The organism is Belliella buryatensis (genome assembly GCF_900188245.1).
GTDB lineage: Bacteria > Bacteroidota > Bacteroidia > Cytophagales > Cyclobacteriaceae > Belliella > Belliella buryatensis.
In genome coordinates, this window is sequence record NZ_FZOK01000012.1 from 145369 (window position 1) to 162246 (window position 16878).

Consider the following 16878-nt stretch of genomic DNA (forward strand, 5'->3'; position numbering starts at 1 on the left):
CCTAGAATTCTAAAGGATCGAGGTTTTTAAAATGACCATTCAATTTAATTTTTTCTTTGGCTTTCTCCACCTCTCGCAATACAGGGATTACCTTGAGAAGGTGCTTAATCAAATAAATCGTCCTATCAGACTCTCTACGAAGTTTTAGAAGTTCATATTCTTCTTCTAATGTTAGTCCTATCTTATGAGCAAAAGAAAATGTATTCACTACTTCTGGCAAAAGTTCTACTTGATAGTCAACTAATCTGAAAAACTCCTTGAGATAAAAAATAAACTCAGCGTGGGCTGAATTTGAAACTTGGAAATCATTTTCAAATAGTATCACTTCACCTCCCGCATAAAGTCTATCTAGATATGGGTTTTCAAACCGAATCATTTCATATACCCTATTTACGATAGTTTTGATATCCATCCTTCCATCATCATAGACTTTTGATATCTCTTTGAGCTGAACTTCAGCTCCTAATGGCATGAGCCTATCCATGTAAACAGAAATTCCAAACCTACCGTCTCTTTGATCAATATCAGCGACTAGCTGCCTATACCTAGGTTCAAAAATATGGAGATTAAGCTGCTCTCCAGGAAAAGCAACTAGCTTAAGGGGAAAAATCGGGATTGTCTCGGTCATCATACCTTTTCAACAGTTTTTGACTGCGAAAAGTTATATCTCATTCTGAATACATCAACCCTCTTCCTCTTCAAGTTCTTCTTGTAAACTCAATATTTGTGCAGGAGACATATATAAGTCTCTAATTTTATTTCTGTATTTATCATCAAACCCTTCTTGGTTCAAAATATAATTTTTGACTGTAAGAATCTGGTGCCCCATACCACAAGAGATGGCATAGGTATCAGCGGCTATTTCAGCCTCTGTTAGCCTTTTATTTGAAATCATATACCTCATCCCAAAATGCATCATATTGACCGTGCTCCTATCCTTATAATCCATGATATGACCCAGCTCATGTCCTATCCATCCCACTAAAGCATCATGTGGTACATTTTCTATGGCTAAGACCTCATCTCCTAAGTCTAATTCTCGGGTAATCTTGATCCTATATTCTCTATTCTCCTTGCCTGTAACCAAAAGCGTCAAAACCCTTGGCTGCGCCTGCATGACAGCTCCATTAATTCTATCCTTGAATTCAAAATCAATCCTTACTCCAGCTAGTTCAGGGAAGTAGGCTAACGCTTCCACGACCGCATCTTTGATTTCCCAAGGAATGGTTTTGTTATCCACTTCAAATTTCTCTTGCTTATCCCGCTCAATAGAATCAGAAGGCAAGCTTTCAATGGATGATAGAAATAAAAGAAAGGTTAGAAACAAGACTGTCATATAGAGTTTTTTCTGTAAAGTCTTATTATAGTGAAAATGTTATACGATTCCAAAAAAAATACAGTATTTATAAGGAAAATCCCCAGAAGTTTCAAACCATTCACAACTTAAATTGTATTAGATCAAACTTCTAGGGACTTACATATTCTCCTAATTGCCTTTAATTGCAATTCTGAAAAACACTAATTCGCATTACTTGCTCGCGATATAAGCCAAAAGGTCAACTACTTTATTCGAATAGCCCCATTCGTTATCATACCAAGAAACAACCTTCACGAAGGTGTCGCTCAACTGAATACCAGCATCTTTGTCAAAGATCGAAGTTCTACTATCTCCATTGAAATCGGTAGATACGACTGCATCTTCCGTATATCCTAAGATTCCTTTCATGGTAGTTTCAGATGCTTCTTTCATCTTAGCGCAGATTTCCTCGTAAGATGCACCTTTTTTCAGTCTCACAGTCAAATCTACAACAGATACGTTTGGAGTAGGTACTCTAAATGCCATACCTGTCAATTTACCGTTCAATTCTGGAATTACCTTTCCAACAGCTTTAGCCGCACCCGTGGAAGATGGGATGATGTTTTGAGATGCTCCTCTACCACCTCTCCAATCCTTGGCTGAAGGGCCGTCTACAGTCTTCTGTGTTGCTGTAGTAGCATGAACAGTCGTCATCAAACCTTCCTCGATTCCCCAGTTATCATTCAAAACTTTCGCGATTGGAGCAAGACAGTTGGTAGTACAAGATGCATTTGAAACAAAAACCATATCTGAAGTGTAAGAACCTTCATTAACACCCATTACAAACATTGGTGTATCATCTTTGGAAGGAGCTGACATGATGACTTTCTTAGCACCAGCGTCGATATGACCTTGAGCAGTTTCTTTAGTTAAAAATATACCAGTAGATTCCACTACATAATCAGCGCCAACTTCGCCCCACTTGAGATTTGCAGGACTTTTTTCGGCGGTCACTCTGATTTCATTGCCATTGACTACTAGCTTACCGTTTTTCACTTCTACCGTACCGTCAAACTTGCCATGAGTAGAATCATACTTTAGCATGTAAGCCATATAATCTACATCAATCAAATCATTGATTGCCACAACTTGTACATCATCTCTTTGCTGTGCAGCTCTGAAAACCAATCTACCGATTCTTCCAAATCCGTTGATTCCAACTTTAATTTTGCTCATAGTTATTATTTTTTTATTGTTTATAGGTTTGATTACAAAATGATTTGAATCAAAATTTTAAAATAGTTTCTCCCCTAAATCATAGATATTTAAGTGTGTTAAAATTACCAATAATATCTCTCCTACCCAAATTATCCATCATCCTCCAAAGAGTCATTTTGGAAAAGTTGACTTTACAATCGATTCCGAAAAATAATATTTTCTTGTTCATGCCTAATTTTCATGAATCATTTCCAAAAATTACCTGCTTTTTGTTTTAAGATTTAGAAAAACAAAATTCAAAACTCTATCTTACATTAATCATATCAAAAACAAAAATCAATGTTTGTAAAAGCCATAGCAGAAGCATCTAAGTATACCAGAGCCATTCACTCTATCTCTAGAAATTACAAGACAAATAAAATAATCCCAGGTGCCGCTACCCTATTTTTTGTCAATGAAGAGGGGTATGCCATCACTTGCAAACACGTAATTCAATGGATCTCGCAAGGAATGCAGGTCGGTAAAAATTTCAATGCTTTTAAAGAATCACTTTCTAGAGTTCCAAAAGATGGGAAATATAAGCAAACACTAAAAAACCTGGAAGCGAAGCACCACCTTCAGGAAGGCAATATGATTCAAATGCGAACTACTTTTGTGGATTGTATTGACAGCATTTCTGGCTTTTCTTGGCACCTACATCCGGACTATGATCTTGCGATTTTGAAATTCAATGATTTTAATAAAACCCTGTATCATGATCATGCGATATTTCCTAAGGACAGCTCTGAAATTAATCAAGGAAAATTCCTTTGTAGACTTGGATTTCCTTTTCCTGAGTTCAACAACTTCAGGTACAATCCAATTAATGATGATATAGAATGGACCAATGAAGGAACAAAGGTTTCTCCTAGATTCCCTCTAGAAGGCATGGTGACGAGATTTATCGGAGATGCAAAAGGTGTGAAATTTGGAATAGAAATGAGTACGCCTGGCTTGAGGGGACAAAGTGGCGGGCCGCTATTTGATAAAAACGGTGTAGTGTATGGCATGCAAAGCCGTACCAAACACCTTCATTTAGGTTTTGATATTGAAAATAAAGAAATCTTTAGCAAAGGCAAATCCAAAAAAATTAATGACTACTCTTTTATCCACCTAGGCGAGTGTATACATGTAGATATCATCAAGGAATTCCTTAAAAAACATCAGGTGAAATTCACTGAAGTATAAAAAAGTGACTTGATATAGTCATCTAATTTTAATGAATAAAAAAGGCTGTCCAAATTAAGACAGCCCTTCTATCGTAGACTTAGGTTAAGTTAAGCTATTTTGGCTAAAATTGCATTCAGAGTACTTGAAGGCCTCATCACGGAAGAGGTTTTATCTTCATTAGGCTTGTAATATCCGCCGATATCAACTTTTACTCCTTGTGCATCATTGAGTTCAGTCATAATTTGAGTTTCCTTATCCCTCATTTCTTTAGCAATAGACCCAAATTTAGATTTAAGCTCTGCATCTTTATCTTGTGCGGCCAAAGCTTCTGCCCAATACATCGCTAAGTAAAAATGACTTCCTCTATTGTCCAATTCCTTTACTTTTCTAGAAGGAGACTTATCTTCTTCTAGAAACTTACCTGTAGCCTGATCCAAGGTTTCTGCTAACACTTTTGCTTTATCATTGGAAAAAGTAACTGATAAATGTTCAAGGGAAACTGCAAGTGCCAAGAACTCTCCTAATGAATCCCATCTCAGATGATTTTCTTCCACAAGTTGTTCGACATGTTTTGGAGCAGAACCTCCAGCTCCAGTTTCAAATAAACCACCCCCATTCATCAAAGGCACAATAGAAAGCATCTTGGCGCTTGTGCCCAACTCTAAGATTGGAAATAAATCTGTCAGGTAGTCTCTAAGCACATTCCCAGTTACAGAAATCGTATCTTTCCCAGATTTTATTCTTTCTAAGGAGAATCTAGTAGCTTCTACAGGTGACATGATGTGAATTTCGAGTCCTTTGGTATCATGATCTTCGAGATAAGTATTGACTTTCTTAATCAACTCTCTATCATGTGCTCGTTTCTCATCTAGCCAAAATACCGCTGGAACACCCGTAGCTTTTGCCCTATTGACTGCTAACTTTACCCAATCCTGGATCGGAGCATCCTTAGTCTGGCACATCCTCCAGATATCTCCTTGCTTCACATCGTGGCTGATCAGCACCTGATCACCTGACACTACTCTCACAACACCATCAGCTTCTAATTCAAAAGTTTTATCATGCGAGCCATATTCTTCAGCTTTTTGCGCCATCAAGCCTACATTAGGAACAGAACCCATTGTTGCTGGATCAAATGCCCCATGTTGCTTACAAAATTCAATGGTCTCTTGGTAAACGCCTGCATAAGATCTATCAGGTATGACTGCTTTGGTATCTTGCTGCTTGCCAGATTTATTCCACATCTGACCAGAAGTTCTGATCATTGCTGGCATAGAGGCATCGATGATTACATCTGATGGCACATGAAGGTTAGTGATTCCCTTATCAGAATTAACCATTGCCAAATCTGGCCCATCGACAAAACAAGCTTCAATATCTGCCTCTATAGCTGATTTTCGATCTGTCGGTAATGTACTGATTTTAGAAATTAAATCTCCAAATCCATTATTTACATCAACACCAAGCTCTTTAATGACTCCCGCATGCTTCTCAAATACGGGAGCAAAAAACACCTTGACTGCATGGCCAAAAATAATTGGATCAGACACCTTCATCATTGTAGCTTTCATATGAAGTGAGAATAAGACTCCTTCTTTTTTGGCAGCTTCTTTTTGGGACTGAAGAAATACTACTAGTTCATTTATACTCATAACAGAAGCATCTATCACCTCTCCAGCTTTCAAGGATAAAGCTTTCTTAAGTGGCTTTACTTCCCCCGTAGCACTTACAAACTCAATATCGATGCTAGTGGCATTGGCTACAGTTACTGATTTTTCACTTCCATAGAAATCCCCTTGGCTCATACTAGCCACGTGAGATTTAGATTCAGCAGACCATGCACCCATGCTATGTGGATTCTTTTTTGCATAATTCTTAACAGCTAAAGGCGCTCTTCTATCTGAATTTCCCTCTCTCAAAACTGGGTTCACAGCACTTCCTTTGACTCTATCATACCTTGCTTTGATATCTTTCTCTTGATCTGTTTTTGGATCGTCAGGATAATTAGGTAAAGCATAACCTTGCGCTTGCAATTCCTTAATCGCAGCTTTAAGCTGGGGAATAGATGCACTGATATTTGGCAATTTGACTATGTTAGCCTCTGGAGTTTTAGCAATCTCCCCTAATTCTGCTAACGCGTCATTTACTTGCTGATCAGGTTTTAAAAAATCGGGAAATTGAGAAATAATTCTACCTGAAAGCGATATATCTCTGGTCTCTACGGCTACTCCAGCAGAATCAGTAAAAGCCTTAACGATAGGCAATAATGAATAAGTAGCCAATGCAGGTGCTTCATCTGTCAACGTGTAGAGAATCTTAGCTGTTTTAGTGGTCATCTTTTTATATTTATTATCAAATAGGTTTTATTATAAAAAAGCAATCTTATCGTTCTCAAATTTAGAAAATCGGTCAATTGCTCAAAATTCGGGCTAAATTAAATAAAATATCCCAGTTTCAAAGGACGAACCAAATAAGTAAAAAGGCATTGGGCTACACTCGTCCTACTGAGGATATTTTTATGCAATAATTTGAAAATCATCGGCATCCTTCCATGCTGGGAACTTCTGTTTAAAAGAACTTAATTCCAGTTTATTTAATTCCACAACAAGAATTTCTTCTTGATTTTCACTGAAAATCAACTGATTACCCTTGAAGTCATAAGCACTTGTATGACCTGAAAATGGAATCCCATTACCATCCTGACCTATTCTATTGACCCCTACACTATAACAAAGGTTTTCAACAGCCCGTGCTCGTAGCAAAATATCCCACGCGGAGATCCTAGGAGCGGGCCAACTTGCCACATATATACACAGGTCATATTCCATTTGACTATCAATGACTCGATTTCTAGACCAAACCGGAAACCTGAGATCATAACATACCTGAGGCAAGATTTTCCAATTATTCAATTCGAAAACAACTCTTTTTTCACCCATATCAAAGTGCGCATCTTCATCAGCCATTCTGAATAGATGCCTTTTATCATACCATTGTATTTTGCCAGATGGCTCCACCCAAAGCATACGATTATAATATTTCCTACCTTCTTGTATGATCACACTTCCAGTTAGAATCATTTTTTTCTGTGCAGCGATTTGCTTCATCCACTTGCAAACAGTATGATTCATTGGCTCAGCCATCTCTGCTGCAGCCATTGTAAATCCTGTAGAAAACATTTCTGGCAACACAATCAAATCTACATCCTGATCCAGATCCCAGATTTTTTCTTCCAGCATGGCTAAATTTGCCACCTTATCTTTCCAATATAAGGCAGTTTGAACCAATGCTAGTTTAAGAATATTTGAATCTTTCATTGTATTCATATCTCGAATGAAAAAGCCAACAGTTCATGTTGGCTTAAAATTTTATTTTAATGGATAGATCATTCGGTAATCTGTAGGTACCCTTCCCTTGCTCACCTCAATCAACTTGCTTTGTAGAAGTCTTTTTTTCAAGCCTTTGAGATAGTCTACAAAAAGAATCCCTTCCAAATGATCATATTCATGCTGAATCACACGTGCTGTCATTCCTGAAAATTCCTCTTCTTTCAAATTCCAGTTTTCATCATAGTATTCGATGGTAAGCTTCTCAGGCCTGATGATCTCTGCTCTAACATCTGGAATGCTGAGACACCCTTCTTCAAAGCCGTAGTTATCTCCATATTCATCTAAAATTATCGGATTGATAAATGCTCTACGAATACCCTTCTCTGTATCATCCTCATCTAGCATCAAGGTGCTATCAATAACAAATAATCTAACGCCTTGATTGATTTGAGGTGCGGCCAATCCCACACCATTTGCATGATCCATTGTGCTAAACATATCCTGAATTAGGTTAGAAATTTCTTCCCCTTCATGGATTTCTTCAGCTTCTTTTTTCAAAATAGGATTTCCGTATGCTACAATCGGATATATCATAATTGCTCTAGGTATGTCTGTAATATAATCGCGGCACTGATTTTATCTAAATTGCCAGCCTTTTCTTTTCTATCTTTCTTTTTGCTCCCCATGGCAATCATACTCTGCATGGCCATCTTAGAAGTGTAACGTTCATCCACCAAAACCAATTTTTTCTCTGGAAATAATTTGGACAATCTACTCTTAAGACTGATTACTCTTGGAGTCATTTGATTATCAGTTCCGTCAAGTGACTTTGGATAACCTAGGACTATCGTCTCTACATCTTCTTTTTGGAAGTATTGGGTGAGATAATCTACAAGTTTACTTGTTTCGATTGTTTCTAGGGGGTTTGCGGTGATTTTCAACACATCTGTAACTGCCAGTCCCGTCCTTTTAGTTCCCAAGTCAATGGCTATAACCCTTCCCATTAGTTGCTGTGAATTTGTTTTTTAACCTTTCTAAGCACTTCTTTTTCCAATTGAACAGCCTTTGGGAAAAGTAATTCATCTTCAATAGTCGCATGGATAAACAGCTCTTTTTCAAAATTCTGCAGCTCATTGTACAAAATCTTCATACTCAAAGGTGACTCTTCTGGCAAAAAATATCCATTTGTCAACTTTCTGATCCCCACCATTTCATCGTCATGATCTTCGTGGGCATGAGCCATCGAGGCAATTGGACTAGATTCTAATATTTTCAAAGCGTCAAAAGTGGCAAATTGACCTGATTCGATATCATGAAGTAGTTTGATCCTATTGAAAACCCTACTTTCTTCTTCATGAATATGATGAATAAAATCTTCTACGAATAAAGGAAACATGATTTTGAGATCTGCCAAAATACCTGAATACTCACCCGCTACTTTGATTCCATCAACCATATTGGATAAAAAGGGTAATTCTTGTCTTACAAAATAATAATGCTTCTTTTTCAAATAAGCTACTAAAACCTCTATTGGATGCAAGTAAAGCTCTTCTCTACTAGGCTCCTTCACCAAGGCCCATGCTTCAAGTTCTTCTATCAAATGATTTGGATTAACCTTGAATTTGTCGCACACTTCTTGTAAAGAGCTTTCTTCATATTGATAAAAATTGATTCCAAAATAATGTAAGACAGCTGCAAAAACATAATTATCAGAGACGAGATCTCTGATTGGTTTATTCTGCATTTTTTTTGGATCCAACATAAAAACAAAAGTAAGGCATTTTGAATGAAAATGCCCGAATTCTTTATCTAAATTGAAATTGTTACGTTTATCAAAACGTTATGGAAACAAATACTGTTTAATAGTATATTTGAAGAATTTCCAAAAAGTAAGCATAATCAATAACCTGAGGATATCGTGAGCGAAATTAAAAACACCAAAGCACAAGTAAGACTTCCCATTATAATAGCCCTTGCTATTTCAGCTGGTATTTGGGTAGGAGCTACTTTTGCAGAACCTAAAAGTGACAGAAATGACCTCAAAGCTGCTATCTACAAGCTGCAGGAGATCATTACATACATCAATCGAGACTATGTAGACAGTGTCAACACCAATGAATTAGTAGAGTTTGGCATTGAAAAAATGCTTGAAAAGCTTGATCCACACTCCAGTTATATTCCTGCAAAAGACGCAGCACTGGCAAGATCTCAGCTGGATGGTAATTTTGATGGGATTGGAGTAGAATTCGGCATCATCAGAGATACTATTTATGTAGTAGCTCCACTGACAGGAGGCCCCTCGGAAAAACTCGGCATTCAATCAGGAGATCAAATCATCAGTGTAAATGGTAAAACAGTCGCAGGAACTGGAATTACCAACAGAGATGTCTTTGACTTGCTGAGAGGGCCAAGTGGAAGCACAGTAAATGTAGAAGTCAAGAGAAAGTCTCAGAAAGATTTACTTTCTTTTGACATCGTGAGAGATAAAATTCCTCAATACTCTGTAAACGCTTCATACATGATCAATGATGAAATTGGCTATATCAAAGTAACTAGATTCGCAGCGACCACTTATGAAGAATTTAAGAAATCAGTAGCTGAGTTACGAGAACAAGGGATGAAAAAGCTTGTCCTAGACTTACAAAGTAACCCTGGCGGTTACATGGGTGCTGCGATCAATATGGCAGATGAGATACTTGGCAGCAATGCAGTGATTGTCTCTCAAGAAGGTAAAACAAGCAGATTCAATCAGAAAGCCTATGCAGTAAGACAGGGTATTTTTGAGGATGGCTCTGTAGTAGTACTGATCAATGAAGGAAGCGCATCTGCATCAGAAATCGTAGCGGGAGCCATCCAAGACAATGATCGAGGCTTGATCGTGGGTAGAAGGTCATTCGGGAAAGGCTTGGTACAGATGCCGATAGACTTATCAGACGGCGCAGAATTGAGATTAACCATAGCTAGATATTATACACCATCAGGCCGATCTATTCAGAAGCCTTATGGGGAAGAAGAGGATTACAGTTTAGATTGGATCAAAAGATTTGAGCATGGTGAATTTTTCTCCGCTGACAGTGTCAAATTCAATGACAGCTTGAGATACGAGACAGTATCTGGAAGAGCTGTGTATGGCGGAGGAGGCATTATGCCAGATTTCTTCGTACCGCTCGATACTACCATGTCATCTGCCTATGTCAATAGACTTTTCAATTCTGATTCTGCAAGGGAATTTGTACTAGATTATCTCGATAAGAATAAGAAGAAATTTGAAGGCATGTCATTTGAGGATTATTATTCCAAGTATCAAGTTTCAGACGCTATGCTTCAGGAATTGATCAAGGTAGGAGAAAAGAACAAAGTCAAGTTTGACGAAAAAGATTACAAAAAATCAAAAGAATATCTCAAAGTATTGGTAAAGGCTAATATGGGTAGAAACTTATTTGATGATAATGCCTACTACAAAGTCATCAATGATATCAATGAAATCTATCTACAAGCCATCAAATTATTTGATGAAGCCGAAAAGTTGGCTTTTGCTGGAAAAGTGAGTGAACAAGAATAGGTCAATCAAAAAAAAGGGAGTCGGAAATCGACTCCCCTTTTTTTGATTTATATCCTTAAATTAGCATTGAAATAAGAAATAAGCCTAGTTCAAACCCAAAATGAAAAAAATTGCGTCAACCCTATTTCTATTAACCCTCCTATTGCTAATGAGTGAATCTATAAAAGCACAAGCTAAAATCACACATATCGCTGTATATGTAAAGGAGCTAAAAAGAAGCTCAGAATTTTACCGAGATGTTCTAAATTTCAAGGAAATAAACGAGCCATTCAAAGATGGGCTGCATGCCTGGTTTGATATCGGCAATCAAGTACAGTTACATCTAATTGAAGCCGAGTGGGAGCCAGTGACCATCAATAAAATTAATCATCTTTGCTACAGCGTTCCAAACATGGATGATTTCATTACAAACCTTCGACAACATCAGGTAGAATTTGAAGATTGGCCTGGGGAGAAAAATAAAATCACCACTAGGCCAGATGGTATCAAGCAGATATATCTCAGAGACCCAGATGGGTATTGGATAGAGTTCAATGACGAATATTAAAAAAGGAGGCAATTGCCTCCTTTTTCAATTGATTAATCTTGGTACAAGGTAGACGGCCAAGCGTCATTTCCCGAGTTGACATCTGTGATGATTTTATCAGGGTCTATTTCTACCTTGACTACTTTCTTATCTACTTTCATCAGATGCTGCCATGTATTCCCTTTGAACCAGATCTCAACCGGAAGTTCACGTCTTTCATTAGTCCCATCTTCATAAGTGATTTCGAAATTCACTGGCATTGGCATATCCCCTTTATTGGAGAATACTACGACATAATTTGCTCCATATGGATAAACCCCTTCTATAGCAAGGTCAATATTAGCATTGCTGTAGAACCAACCTTTCCAAAACCAATCTAAATTTTCGCCTGCTACATTTTCCATGTGATTAAAAAAGTCAGTAGGCTGAGGGTGCTTGTAAGCCCATGTTTTAATGTAAGATTTGAAAGCTCTATCAAATCTATCATGACCTAGCACATATTCTCTCAACATCATCAATCCTAAGGCTGGTTTCATATACGCCACCATACCGAGGTTATTAGACTGTGTGCGGTCTGGGTGTGTCGCGATTGGCTCTCTATTTTCATTTGTCAACCAACCCACATATTTTCTAGTTTGAATCAGGTCGTTGGTATATTCACCATCATTGAAAGCCAAATAGCTGTAATAGTTGATAAAGGTATTGAATCCTTCATCCATCCAAGCATGTCTCCTCTCATTTGTACCTACTATCATTGGGAACCAGTTATGCCCAAATTCATGATCTGTGACTCCCCAAAGAGATTCACCTTTGGATCTGTAACTACAGAAATTCAACCCCGGATACTCCATTCCTCCTATATCTGCTGCTACATTCACTGCTACAGGATATGGATACTCGTACCACATTTCAGAGTAATGCTCCACAGATGCTTTTGAATACTCCGTAGATCTACCCCACGCTTCTTGACCATCGCTTTCTTTAGGGTAGACAGACTGAGCCATTGCTTTTTTACCGCTTGGAAGGTTGATTCTAGCCGCATCCCAAATAAATGCTTTGGAAGAAGCAAAAGCTATATCCCTAGTGTTATTCATTTTGAAATGCCAAGTGAGCTTTCCTTCTTGCTTAGGTCTAGTCTTAGCAACATCTCCTACCTCAGCAGGCTCGATAATATAAACTCTGTCGTCACTTTCAGACGCTTTTTTCATTCTATTTTGCAATTCTCTAGGAAGAACCTGATTTGGGTTTTGCAATTCTCCAGAAGCTACCACGATATGGTCAAATGGAACAGTCACTTTATAATCAAAGTCTCCATAACCCAAATAAAACTCACCTGCTCCCAAATATGGATCTGTATTCCAACCCGTCACATCATCAAACACTGCTACCCTAGGATACCACTGAGCAAGTGCATAGATGGTTCCATCCTTCACATCCAATCTACCCATTCTATCCATCCCTTTGACAGGGATTTTATACTCAAAATCCATGGATACTGTAGCTACTCCCCCATTCGCTGGCAATGGCTCTGCAAAAACCACTTGCATGCGCGTGTCATTGATCAAATAATCATTGCTCGTCGGTCTGTTTTTTCCTGTTAACTGAGCTTTTACGTTTGAGACTTTGTATCCACCATCTGTATCTCCACTATATCTATTCCCTTGTACTGGAGTGGTCAAAGTACCTCTTGAATCTTCAGTAAATCTATTTTGCTCTAGGTACAGCCATATAAAATCCAAAGATTCTGGGCTATTGTTAGTGTAGGTAAGTGTTAGACTTCCTTTGATTAAGTGATTCTCTTCATCAAGTTCTACATTGATACTGTAGTCAGATTTGTTTTGCCAATAGCTCGGTCCAGGCTTTCCTGAAGCTGTTCTATAAGCAGAGCCTTGACGATAGCCAAATTCAGTAAAAGCCCCGTCCTTGTTATCCTTCACTACTTGCGCATCTGATGTCCAGATACTACCAAAAGTTAAAAAGGCATATAATAGCCCCCTAATACTTATTTTCATATTTTGTGGATTATATTGATTTATTTGGCTAAAATAATGAATCAAAACCTAAGAAAAAACTAACCAAATATTCTGTTGGTTTTCGTTTGTTAAAGTGACAAATCCCTTAGATTATTTGCATCACTGAGATTTTAGAATCTATTTTGCTCCTTATTTTAAACCAACCGTACGAAACATAAAGTGTCCATCAAGTCAATAAAGAAGTGGACTTGCAAATTCACATACTTCTAAGACGATTGAGGGACCAAAATCAAACACATGAAAAAAAGATTACTACTACCCGTTTTATTACTTGGTTCCTTACAAGTGATTGCAAATCAAGACAGCGTGACCGTTGATCTCGGCGAAGTGATTATCAAAGAGAATAGAATTGAGATTCCTTTCAACAAAGTTTCAAGGAATATCTCAATCATCAGTAGAAAAGATATAGAAACTACCCCTGCCCGAAGTCTTCAAGAAGTACTTTCATTTACTCCAGGTGTAGATGTCAGGCAGCGTGGTGTGACAGGTGTTCAAGGTGACATTGGCATCAGAGGTGGTGGTTTTGAGCAGACCCTTATGTTGATCAATGGTATCAAGCTAACTGATCCGCAGACAGGACATCACATCATGAATATCCCTGTACCGCTGCAGGCTATCCAAAGGGTCGAAGTCATGAAAGGCCCAGGCTCAAGGATTTTTGGGCAAAATGCTTATGCTGGCGCTGTGAATATCGTCACCATGCTGCCAGAAGAGAGGAGTCTAAATCTTCAATCTTATGCTGGAGATTTTGGTATGAAAGGCATCAGCATGGTCTCTTCACTACCAGTAGATTTACCTTTTGGTAAATACAAGCAAACGCTATCCATCTCTCATGACGCCTCAAATGGTCATTGGTACAATTCTGACTATAAAGTCACCAATGTATTTTATGAAGCGGGAATGGATCTCAATGAGAAAAATGAAATCAGAGCGATGGCTGGGTACACTGATAGAACCTTTGGTGCTAATGGCTTTTATACCGATAGGTTTCCTGATCAATGGGAAAGCATTCAGACATTCCTTACATCCATAAGTCATACTTATGATCACAATGACATTTATGTACAAACAAGGGCTTATTGGAGACAAAATACTGACGAGTTCAGGTTGAGAAGAAATGAACCTGAATTTTTCACCAACAACCACGTCTCAGATGTCCTAGCCTTGGAGGTAAATGGAAGATATCAGAGCAAATTCGGAACGAGTGGTTTTGGAGTAGAAGGAAGAAGTGAAAAGATCAGCAGCACTAATCTAGGGGATAGAGAGAGGGCTTTTCTTGGCGTTTTCGCCGAGCATAGGATTGAGTTTTGGTCTGATTTTGACTTCAGAGCAGGGGTATATTCCAACTACTATGATGAATACGACTGGAGACATTTCCCAGGTGCGGAATTAGGATACCAACTTACCGATCGTTCTAGGTTTTATACTAATTATGGAGCAAGCTACAGAATCCCTTCATTCAATGACCTCTATTACGAAGATCCGAGCAATGTGTCCAACCCCAACCTACTTCCTGAAGAAGCGCAAAGCTTTGAAATAGGCTACAAATACTTCAACAAAGGTGTGCGATTTGAATTGGTGTACTTCAACAGATACACCAAAAACCTGATAGACTGGAGCAGGGCTCCAAGCGATGTTAGCCCCAATCCAAACAGATGGACACCAAGTAATATCTCTGAAGTCACTTTCCAAGGGATAGAGACAGGTATTCAATACACCCTAAATCTTGGAGGCAAAAACTTTAAAATCAGAGAAGCATCATTTAGCTACAATTTTATTGATGCCAATTTGCAGCAAATCCTAGGTGTAGAATCAAGAAATACTTTAACGGCGCTGAGACATCAAGTGATCGGTGGGTTACAAGCTGAATTTTTCACAAACTTCGAAACAAACATCAAAGCTAGATACATAGAAAGAATGGCCTTGGATCCATATTTCTTATTGGATATCAGACTTGATTATAACAGACTCAAAACATTTGGCCTATTTGCAGAAGCTTCTAATGTCACCAATGCAAATTACATAGAAGCTGGATTTGTCCAAATGCCTGGCAGGTGGTTCAGGGCTGGAATCAACCTCAACCTTTTCAAATAATTAATCAAGGCCCGAGCATAAGAATTCTCGGGCCTTGATCATTATCAGCCTAATCCTCTCAAAAAGAATACCCCAAAGTCCACTCCATATAATCGGCTCTTCCACCATGTGCTCTCAAAGTAGCTGCCGCCAACCAATTTTTCGTTAGGTGATATTTTAAGCCGTATCGTTGATAGAATAAGTTATGATCAGCTCTTGGTCGCTTCAGGTAAGTAGCAAACTGTGTCAAAAAGCTAAGCTTATTCATGTGAAACTCATGACCAAACGCAATGCCTGTTCTCCACCTTACAAAATCTCTTTCTTCGCCAGAAGATTCATTTACGGCCATATTTTCTCTCACATATCCTCTGTTATAGTCCAAATCTAATCCTGCAGTCCAAGAGCCAATTGTAGAATATCTTAAAGCTGTCGTATAGTTAGCGCCATAAGCAGGAAATACCGCAAAATCTAGTGCCCTGATACTTTTTACTCCCGAGCGCAACATGAAAGTATGTGTAAACCTTCCTAATTCATATGGAAGATTCTTATGATTGAATTTCTTATAGATCTCTGCACTTTCCTCTGAAAGCTGATAGCTTAACCCTAGACCCAAAAAAAGTATATTCAAACCTGAATTAGGAAGCTTGCGCGCAGCATTGCTGATATGGGTAATTCCTGTTTGAAAGTTAAGATCAAATTTATCACTGAGATCAAAAGTATAGATTAACTGAGCTTCTCCCAGATAATTGACATTTGATCCAATAGCCTTTTGGAGTTGATTATTGACTGGATCAAACGGATTGGTAACATATGCTAAACCCAGTGAAATTCTAGTAGAAAGCTCATTACTCCCCCATCTACCAAGAGTTGGTTGCAAAAACCCACTGATAGAATAGGAACGCCCTGTATCGCGATTATCATGATTGATATAAGTGAGGCTCATACCCGCAAGAGGATGCTTCAAATGATCGTGATATTCCTTTCCCTTGAGCCGAGATGCATAATCAAGTTTAAAAAGAAATGGATACCCTTGCACCTCTCTTACATCAGAATTGTGAGCGACAGTATAGCCTTGAGAAGCTTGAAATTGGAGGTAGCTTTGGGAAAACAACCTCCCACTCAAAAACCATAAAACCAATATTACAATCAAGCAAAATTGCCACTTATACATCATACGAACTCTTCTTCCACAAAACTAAGATAATCAAACCTTGCAATTATTACGGAGATTCACAAAGATTGTTGATGGGGTAATTGAGTAAATCCTTAAAAATCAATTTCCTTAAAAATAGCATGACATAAATGAAAAAAAGCCTCTTCTTTGAGGCTTTCTGTGGGAGTTGAGGGATTCGAACCCCCGACCCTTCCGATTTTAATCGGAATGCTCTGAACCAGTTGAACCCTCAGACAAGAGAGTCTCTATTCGTTTTCTACTTTTCCATGACTTAACTTGTCTCTCCCTAAAATAGGCTTCTTCCTTAGTGTCAAACTCTTCAAAATAAGTAAGCTCCCAGTCTGCAGTACTCCCAGTGAAACCGGATCAGTCTTAAAATCTGGGGAGGTTCAAAATTTAGCCATAGATATTAGCTAGTCTAAATAGGAAGAACTCTACATTTGAAACGCCTCTAAAC

Annotated in this window: 14 protein-coding genes and 1 tRNA gene; 4 read left to right on the forward strand and 11 right to left on the reverse strand. The window is 38.3% G+C overall.

What is annotated here, in order from left to right; genetic code table 11:
- Window position 1: 1 nt before the first annotated feature.
- From CHB66_RS13190 to gap, 3 genes are all read right to left on the reverse strand, one after another.
- Window positions 2-631 carry a peptidase gene (locus CHB66_RS13190; RefSeq protein WP_245812733.1) on the reverse strand — a complete coding sequence of 210 codons (630 nt, stop codon included), beginning with the start codon at window positions 629-631 and terminating at the stop codon, window positions 2-4.
- 51 nt (window positions 632-682) lie between these two features.
- Complete coding sequence (locus CHB66_RS13195; protein ID WP_089241696.1) at window positions 683-1336, reverse strand: hypothetical protein; 654 nt, start codon at window positions 1334-1336, stop codon at window positions 683-685.
- 192 nt (window positions 1337-1528) lie between these two features.
- Entirely contained in the window at window positions 1529-2533 is a 1005-nt protein-coding gene (gene gap / locus CHB66_RS13200; RefSeq protein WP_089241698.1) for a type I glyceraldehyde-3-phosphate dehydrogenase, read from the reverse strand.
- 321 nt (window positions 2534-2854) lie between these two features.
- Here gap and CHB66_RS13205 point away from each other — a divergent pair, with 321 nt between their 5' ends.
- Window positions 2855-3742 carry a S1 family peptidase gene (locus CHB66_RS13205; RefSeq protein ID WP_089241700.1) on the forward strand — a complete coding sequence of 296 codons (888 nt, stop codon included), beginning with the start codon at window positions 2855-2857 and terminating at the stop codon, window positions 3740-3742.
- Between the two features lie 89 nt (window positions 3743-3831).
- On the opposite strand, the gene CHB66_RS13210 is transcribed toward CHB66_RS13205, so the two are convergent.
- From CHB66_RS13210 to CHB66_RS13230, 5 genes are all read right to left on the reverse strand, one after another.
- Window positions 3832-6060, reverse strand: a complete 2229-nt coding sequence (locus CHB66_RS13210; RefSeq protein WP_089241702.1) for an NADP-dependent isocitrate dehydrogenase — start codon at window positions 6058-6060, stop codon at window positions 3832-3834.
- A gap of 180 nt (window positions 6061-6240) precedes the next feature.
- Entirely contained in the window at window positions 6241-7041 is an 801-nt protein-coding gene (locus tag CHB66_RS13215; protein ID WP_089241743.1) for an amidohydrolase, read from the reverse strand.
- 51 nt (window positions 7042-7092) lie between these two features.
- Window positions 7093-7647 (reverse strand): peptide deformylase, encoded by a 555-nt coding sequence (def, locus tag CHB66_RS13220; protein WP_089241704.1) that lies wholly within the window; start codon window positions 7645-7647, stop codon window positions 7093-7095.
- The gene (gene ruvX, locus CHB66_RS13225) at window positions 7644-8057 is read right to left on the reverse strand and encodes a Holliday junction resolvase RuvX (RefSeq protein ID WP_089241706.1); all 414 of its coding nucleotides are present in this window, start codon (window positions 8055-8057) and stop codon (window positions 7644-7646) included. The genes def and ruvX overlap by 4 nt, the downstream gene beginning before the upstream one ends.
- On the reverse strand, window positions 8057-8815 hold the full coding sequence (locus tag CHB66_RS13230) for a hemerythrin domain-containing protein (protein ID WP_089241708.1): 759 nt from the start codon (window positions 8813-8815) through the stop codon (window positions 8057-8059). Before CHB66_RS13230 ends, ruvX begins: the two co-directional genes overlap by 1 nt.
- A 156-nt stretch (window positions 8816-8971) precedes the next feature.
- Here CHB66_RS13230 and CHB66_RS13235 point away from each other — a divergent pair, with 156 nt between their 5' ends.
- Window positions 8972-10615: a S41 family peptidase gene (locus CHB66_RS13235; protein ID WP_089241710.1), complete on the forward strand. Its 1644-nt coding sequence runs from the start codon at window positions 8972-8974 to the stop codon at window positions 10613-10615.
- 148 nt (window positions 10616-10763) lie between these two features.
- Entirely contained in the window at window positions 10764-11162 is a 399-nt protein-coding gene (locus tag CHB66_RS13240; RefSeq protein WP_245812734.1) for a VOC family protein, read from the forward strand.
- A 32-nt stretch (window positions 11163-11194) separates the two neighbouring features.
- Here CHB66_RS13240 and CHB66_RS13245 read toward each other — a convergent pair whose 3' ends face one another.
- The gene (locus CHB66_RS13245; RefSeq protein ID WP_089241714.1) at window positions 11195-13153 is read right to left on the reverse strand and encodes a M1 family metallopeptidase; all 1959 of its coding nucleotides are present in this window, start codon (window positions 13151-13153) and stop codon (window positions 11195-11197) included.
- Window positions 13154-13411: 258 nt separating this feature from the next.
- Between CHB66_RS13245 and CHB66_RS13250 the strand changes: the two genes are divergently transcribed.
- Entirely contained in the window at window positions 13412-15268 is a 1857-nt protein-coding gene (locus tag CHB66_RS13250; RefSeq protein ID WP_089241716.1) for a TonB-dependent receptor plug domain-containing protein, read from the forward strand.
- 58 nt (window positions 15269-15326) lie between these two features.
- On the opposite strand, the gene CHB66_RS13255 is transcribed toward CHB66_RS13250, so the two are convergent.
- On the reverse strand, window positions 15327-16421 hold the full coding sequence (locus CHB66_RS13255) for an acyloxyacyl hydrolase (RefSeq protein WP_089241718.1): 1095 nt from the start codon (window positions 16419-16421) through the stop codon (window positions 15327-15329).
- Window positions 16422-16588: 167 nt separating this feature from the next.
- A tRNA-Leu gene (locus tag CHB66_RS17010) sits at window positions 16589-16649 on the reverse strand.
- Window positions 16650-16878: the final 229 nt, after the last annotated feature.

Coding starts and splice junctions, on each gene's coding strand:
- CHB66_RS13190 (WP_245812733.1), bottom strand. CDS start 631: ATGATGACCGAGACAATCCCGATTTTTCCCCTTAAGCTAGTTGCTTTT.
- CHB66_RS13195 (WP_089241696.1), bottom strand. CDS start 1,336: ATGACAGTCTTGTTTCTAACCTTTCTTTTATTTCTATCATCCATTGAA.
- gap (WP_089241698.1), bottom strand. CDS start 2,533: ATGAGCAAAATTAAAGTTGGAATCAACGGATTTGGAAGAATCGGTAGA.
- CHB66_RS13205 (WP_089241700.1), top strand. CDS start 2,855: ATGTTTGTAAAAGCCATAGCAGAAGCATCTAAGTATACCAGAGCCATT.
- CHB66_RS13210 (WP_089241702.1), bottom strand. CDS start 6,060: ATGACCACTAAAACAGCTAAGATTCTCTACACGTTGACAGATGAAGCA.
- CHB66_RS13215 (WP_089241743.1), bottom strand. CDS start 7,041: ATGAAAGATTCAAATATTCTTAAACTAGCATTGGTTCAAACTGCCTTA.
- def (WP_089241704.1), bottom strand. CDS start 7,647: ATGATATATCCGATTGTAGCATACGGAAATCCTATTTTGAAAAAAGAA.
- ruvX (WP_089241706.1), bottom strand. CDS start 8,057: ATGGGAAGGGTTATAGCCATTGACTTGGGAACTAAAAGGACGGGACTG.
- CHB66_RS13230 (WP_089241708.1), bottom strand. CDS start 8,815: ATGTTGGATCCAAAAAAAATGCAGAATAAACCAATCAGAGATCTCGTC.
- CHB66_RS13240 (WP_245812734.1), top strand. CDS start 10,764: ATGAGTGAATCTATAAAAGCACAAGCTAAAATCACACATATCGCTGTA.
- CHB66_RS13245 (WP_089241714.1), bottom strand. CDS start 13,153: ATGAAAATAAGTATTAGGGGGCTATTATATGCCTTTTTAACTTTTGGT.
- CHB66_RS13250 (WP_089241716.1), top strand. CDS start 13,412: ATGAAAAAAAGATTACTACTACCCGTTTTATTACTTGGTTCCTTACAA.
- CHB66_RS13255 (WP_089241718.1), bottom strand. CDS start 16,421: ATGATGTATAAGTGGCAATTTTGCTTGATTGTAATATTGGTTTTATGG.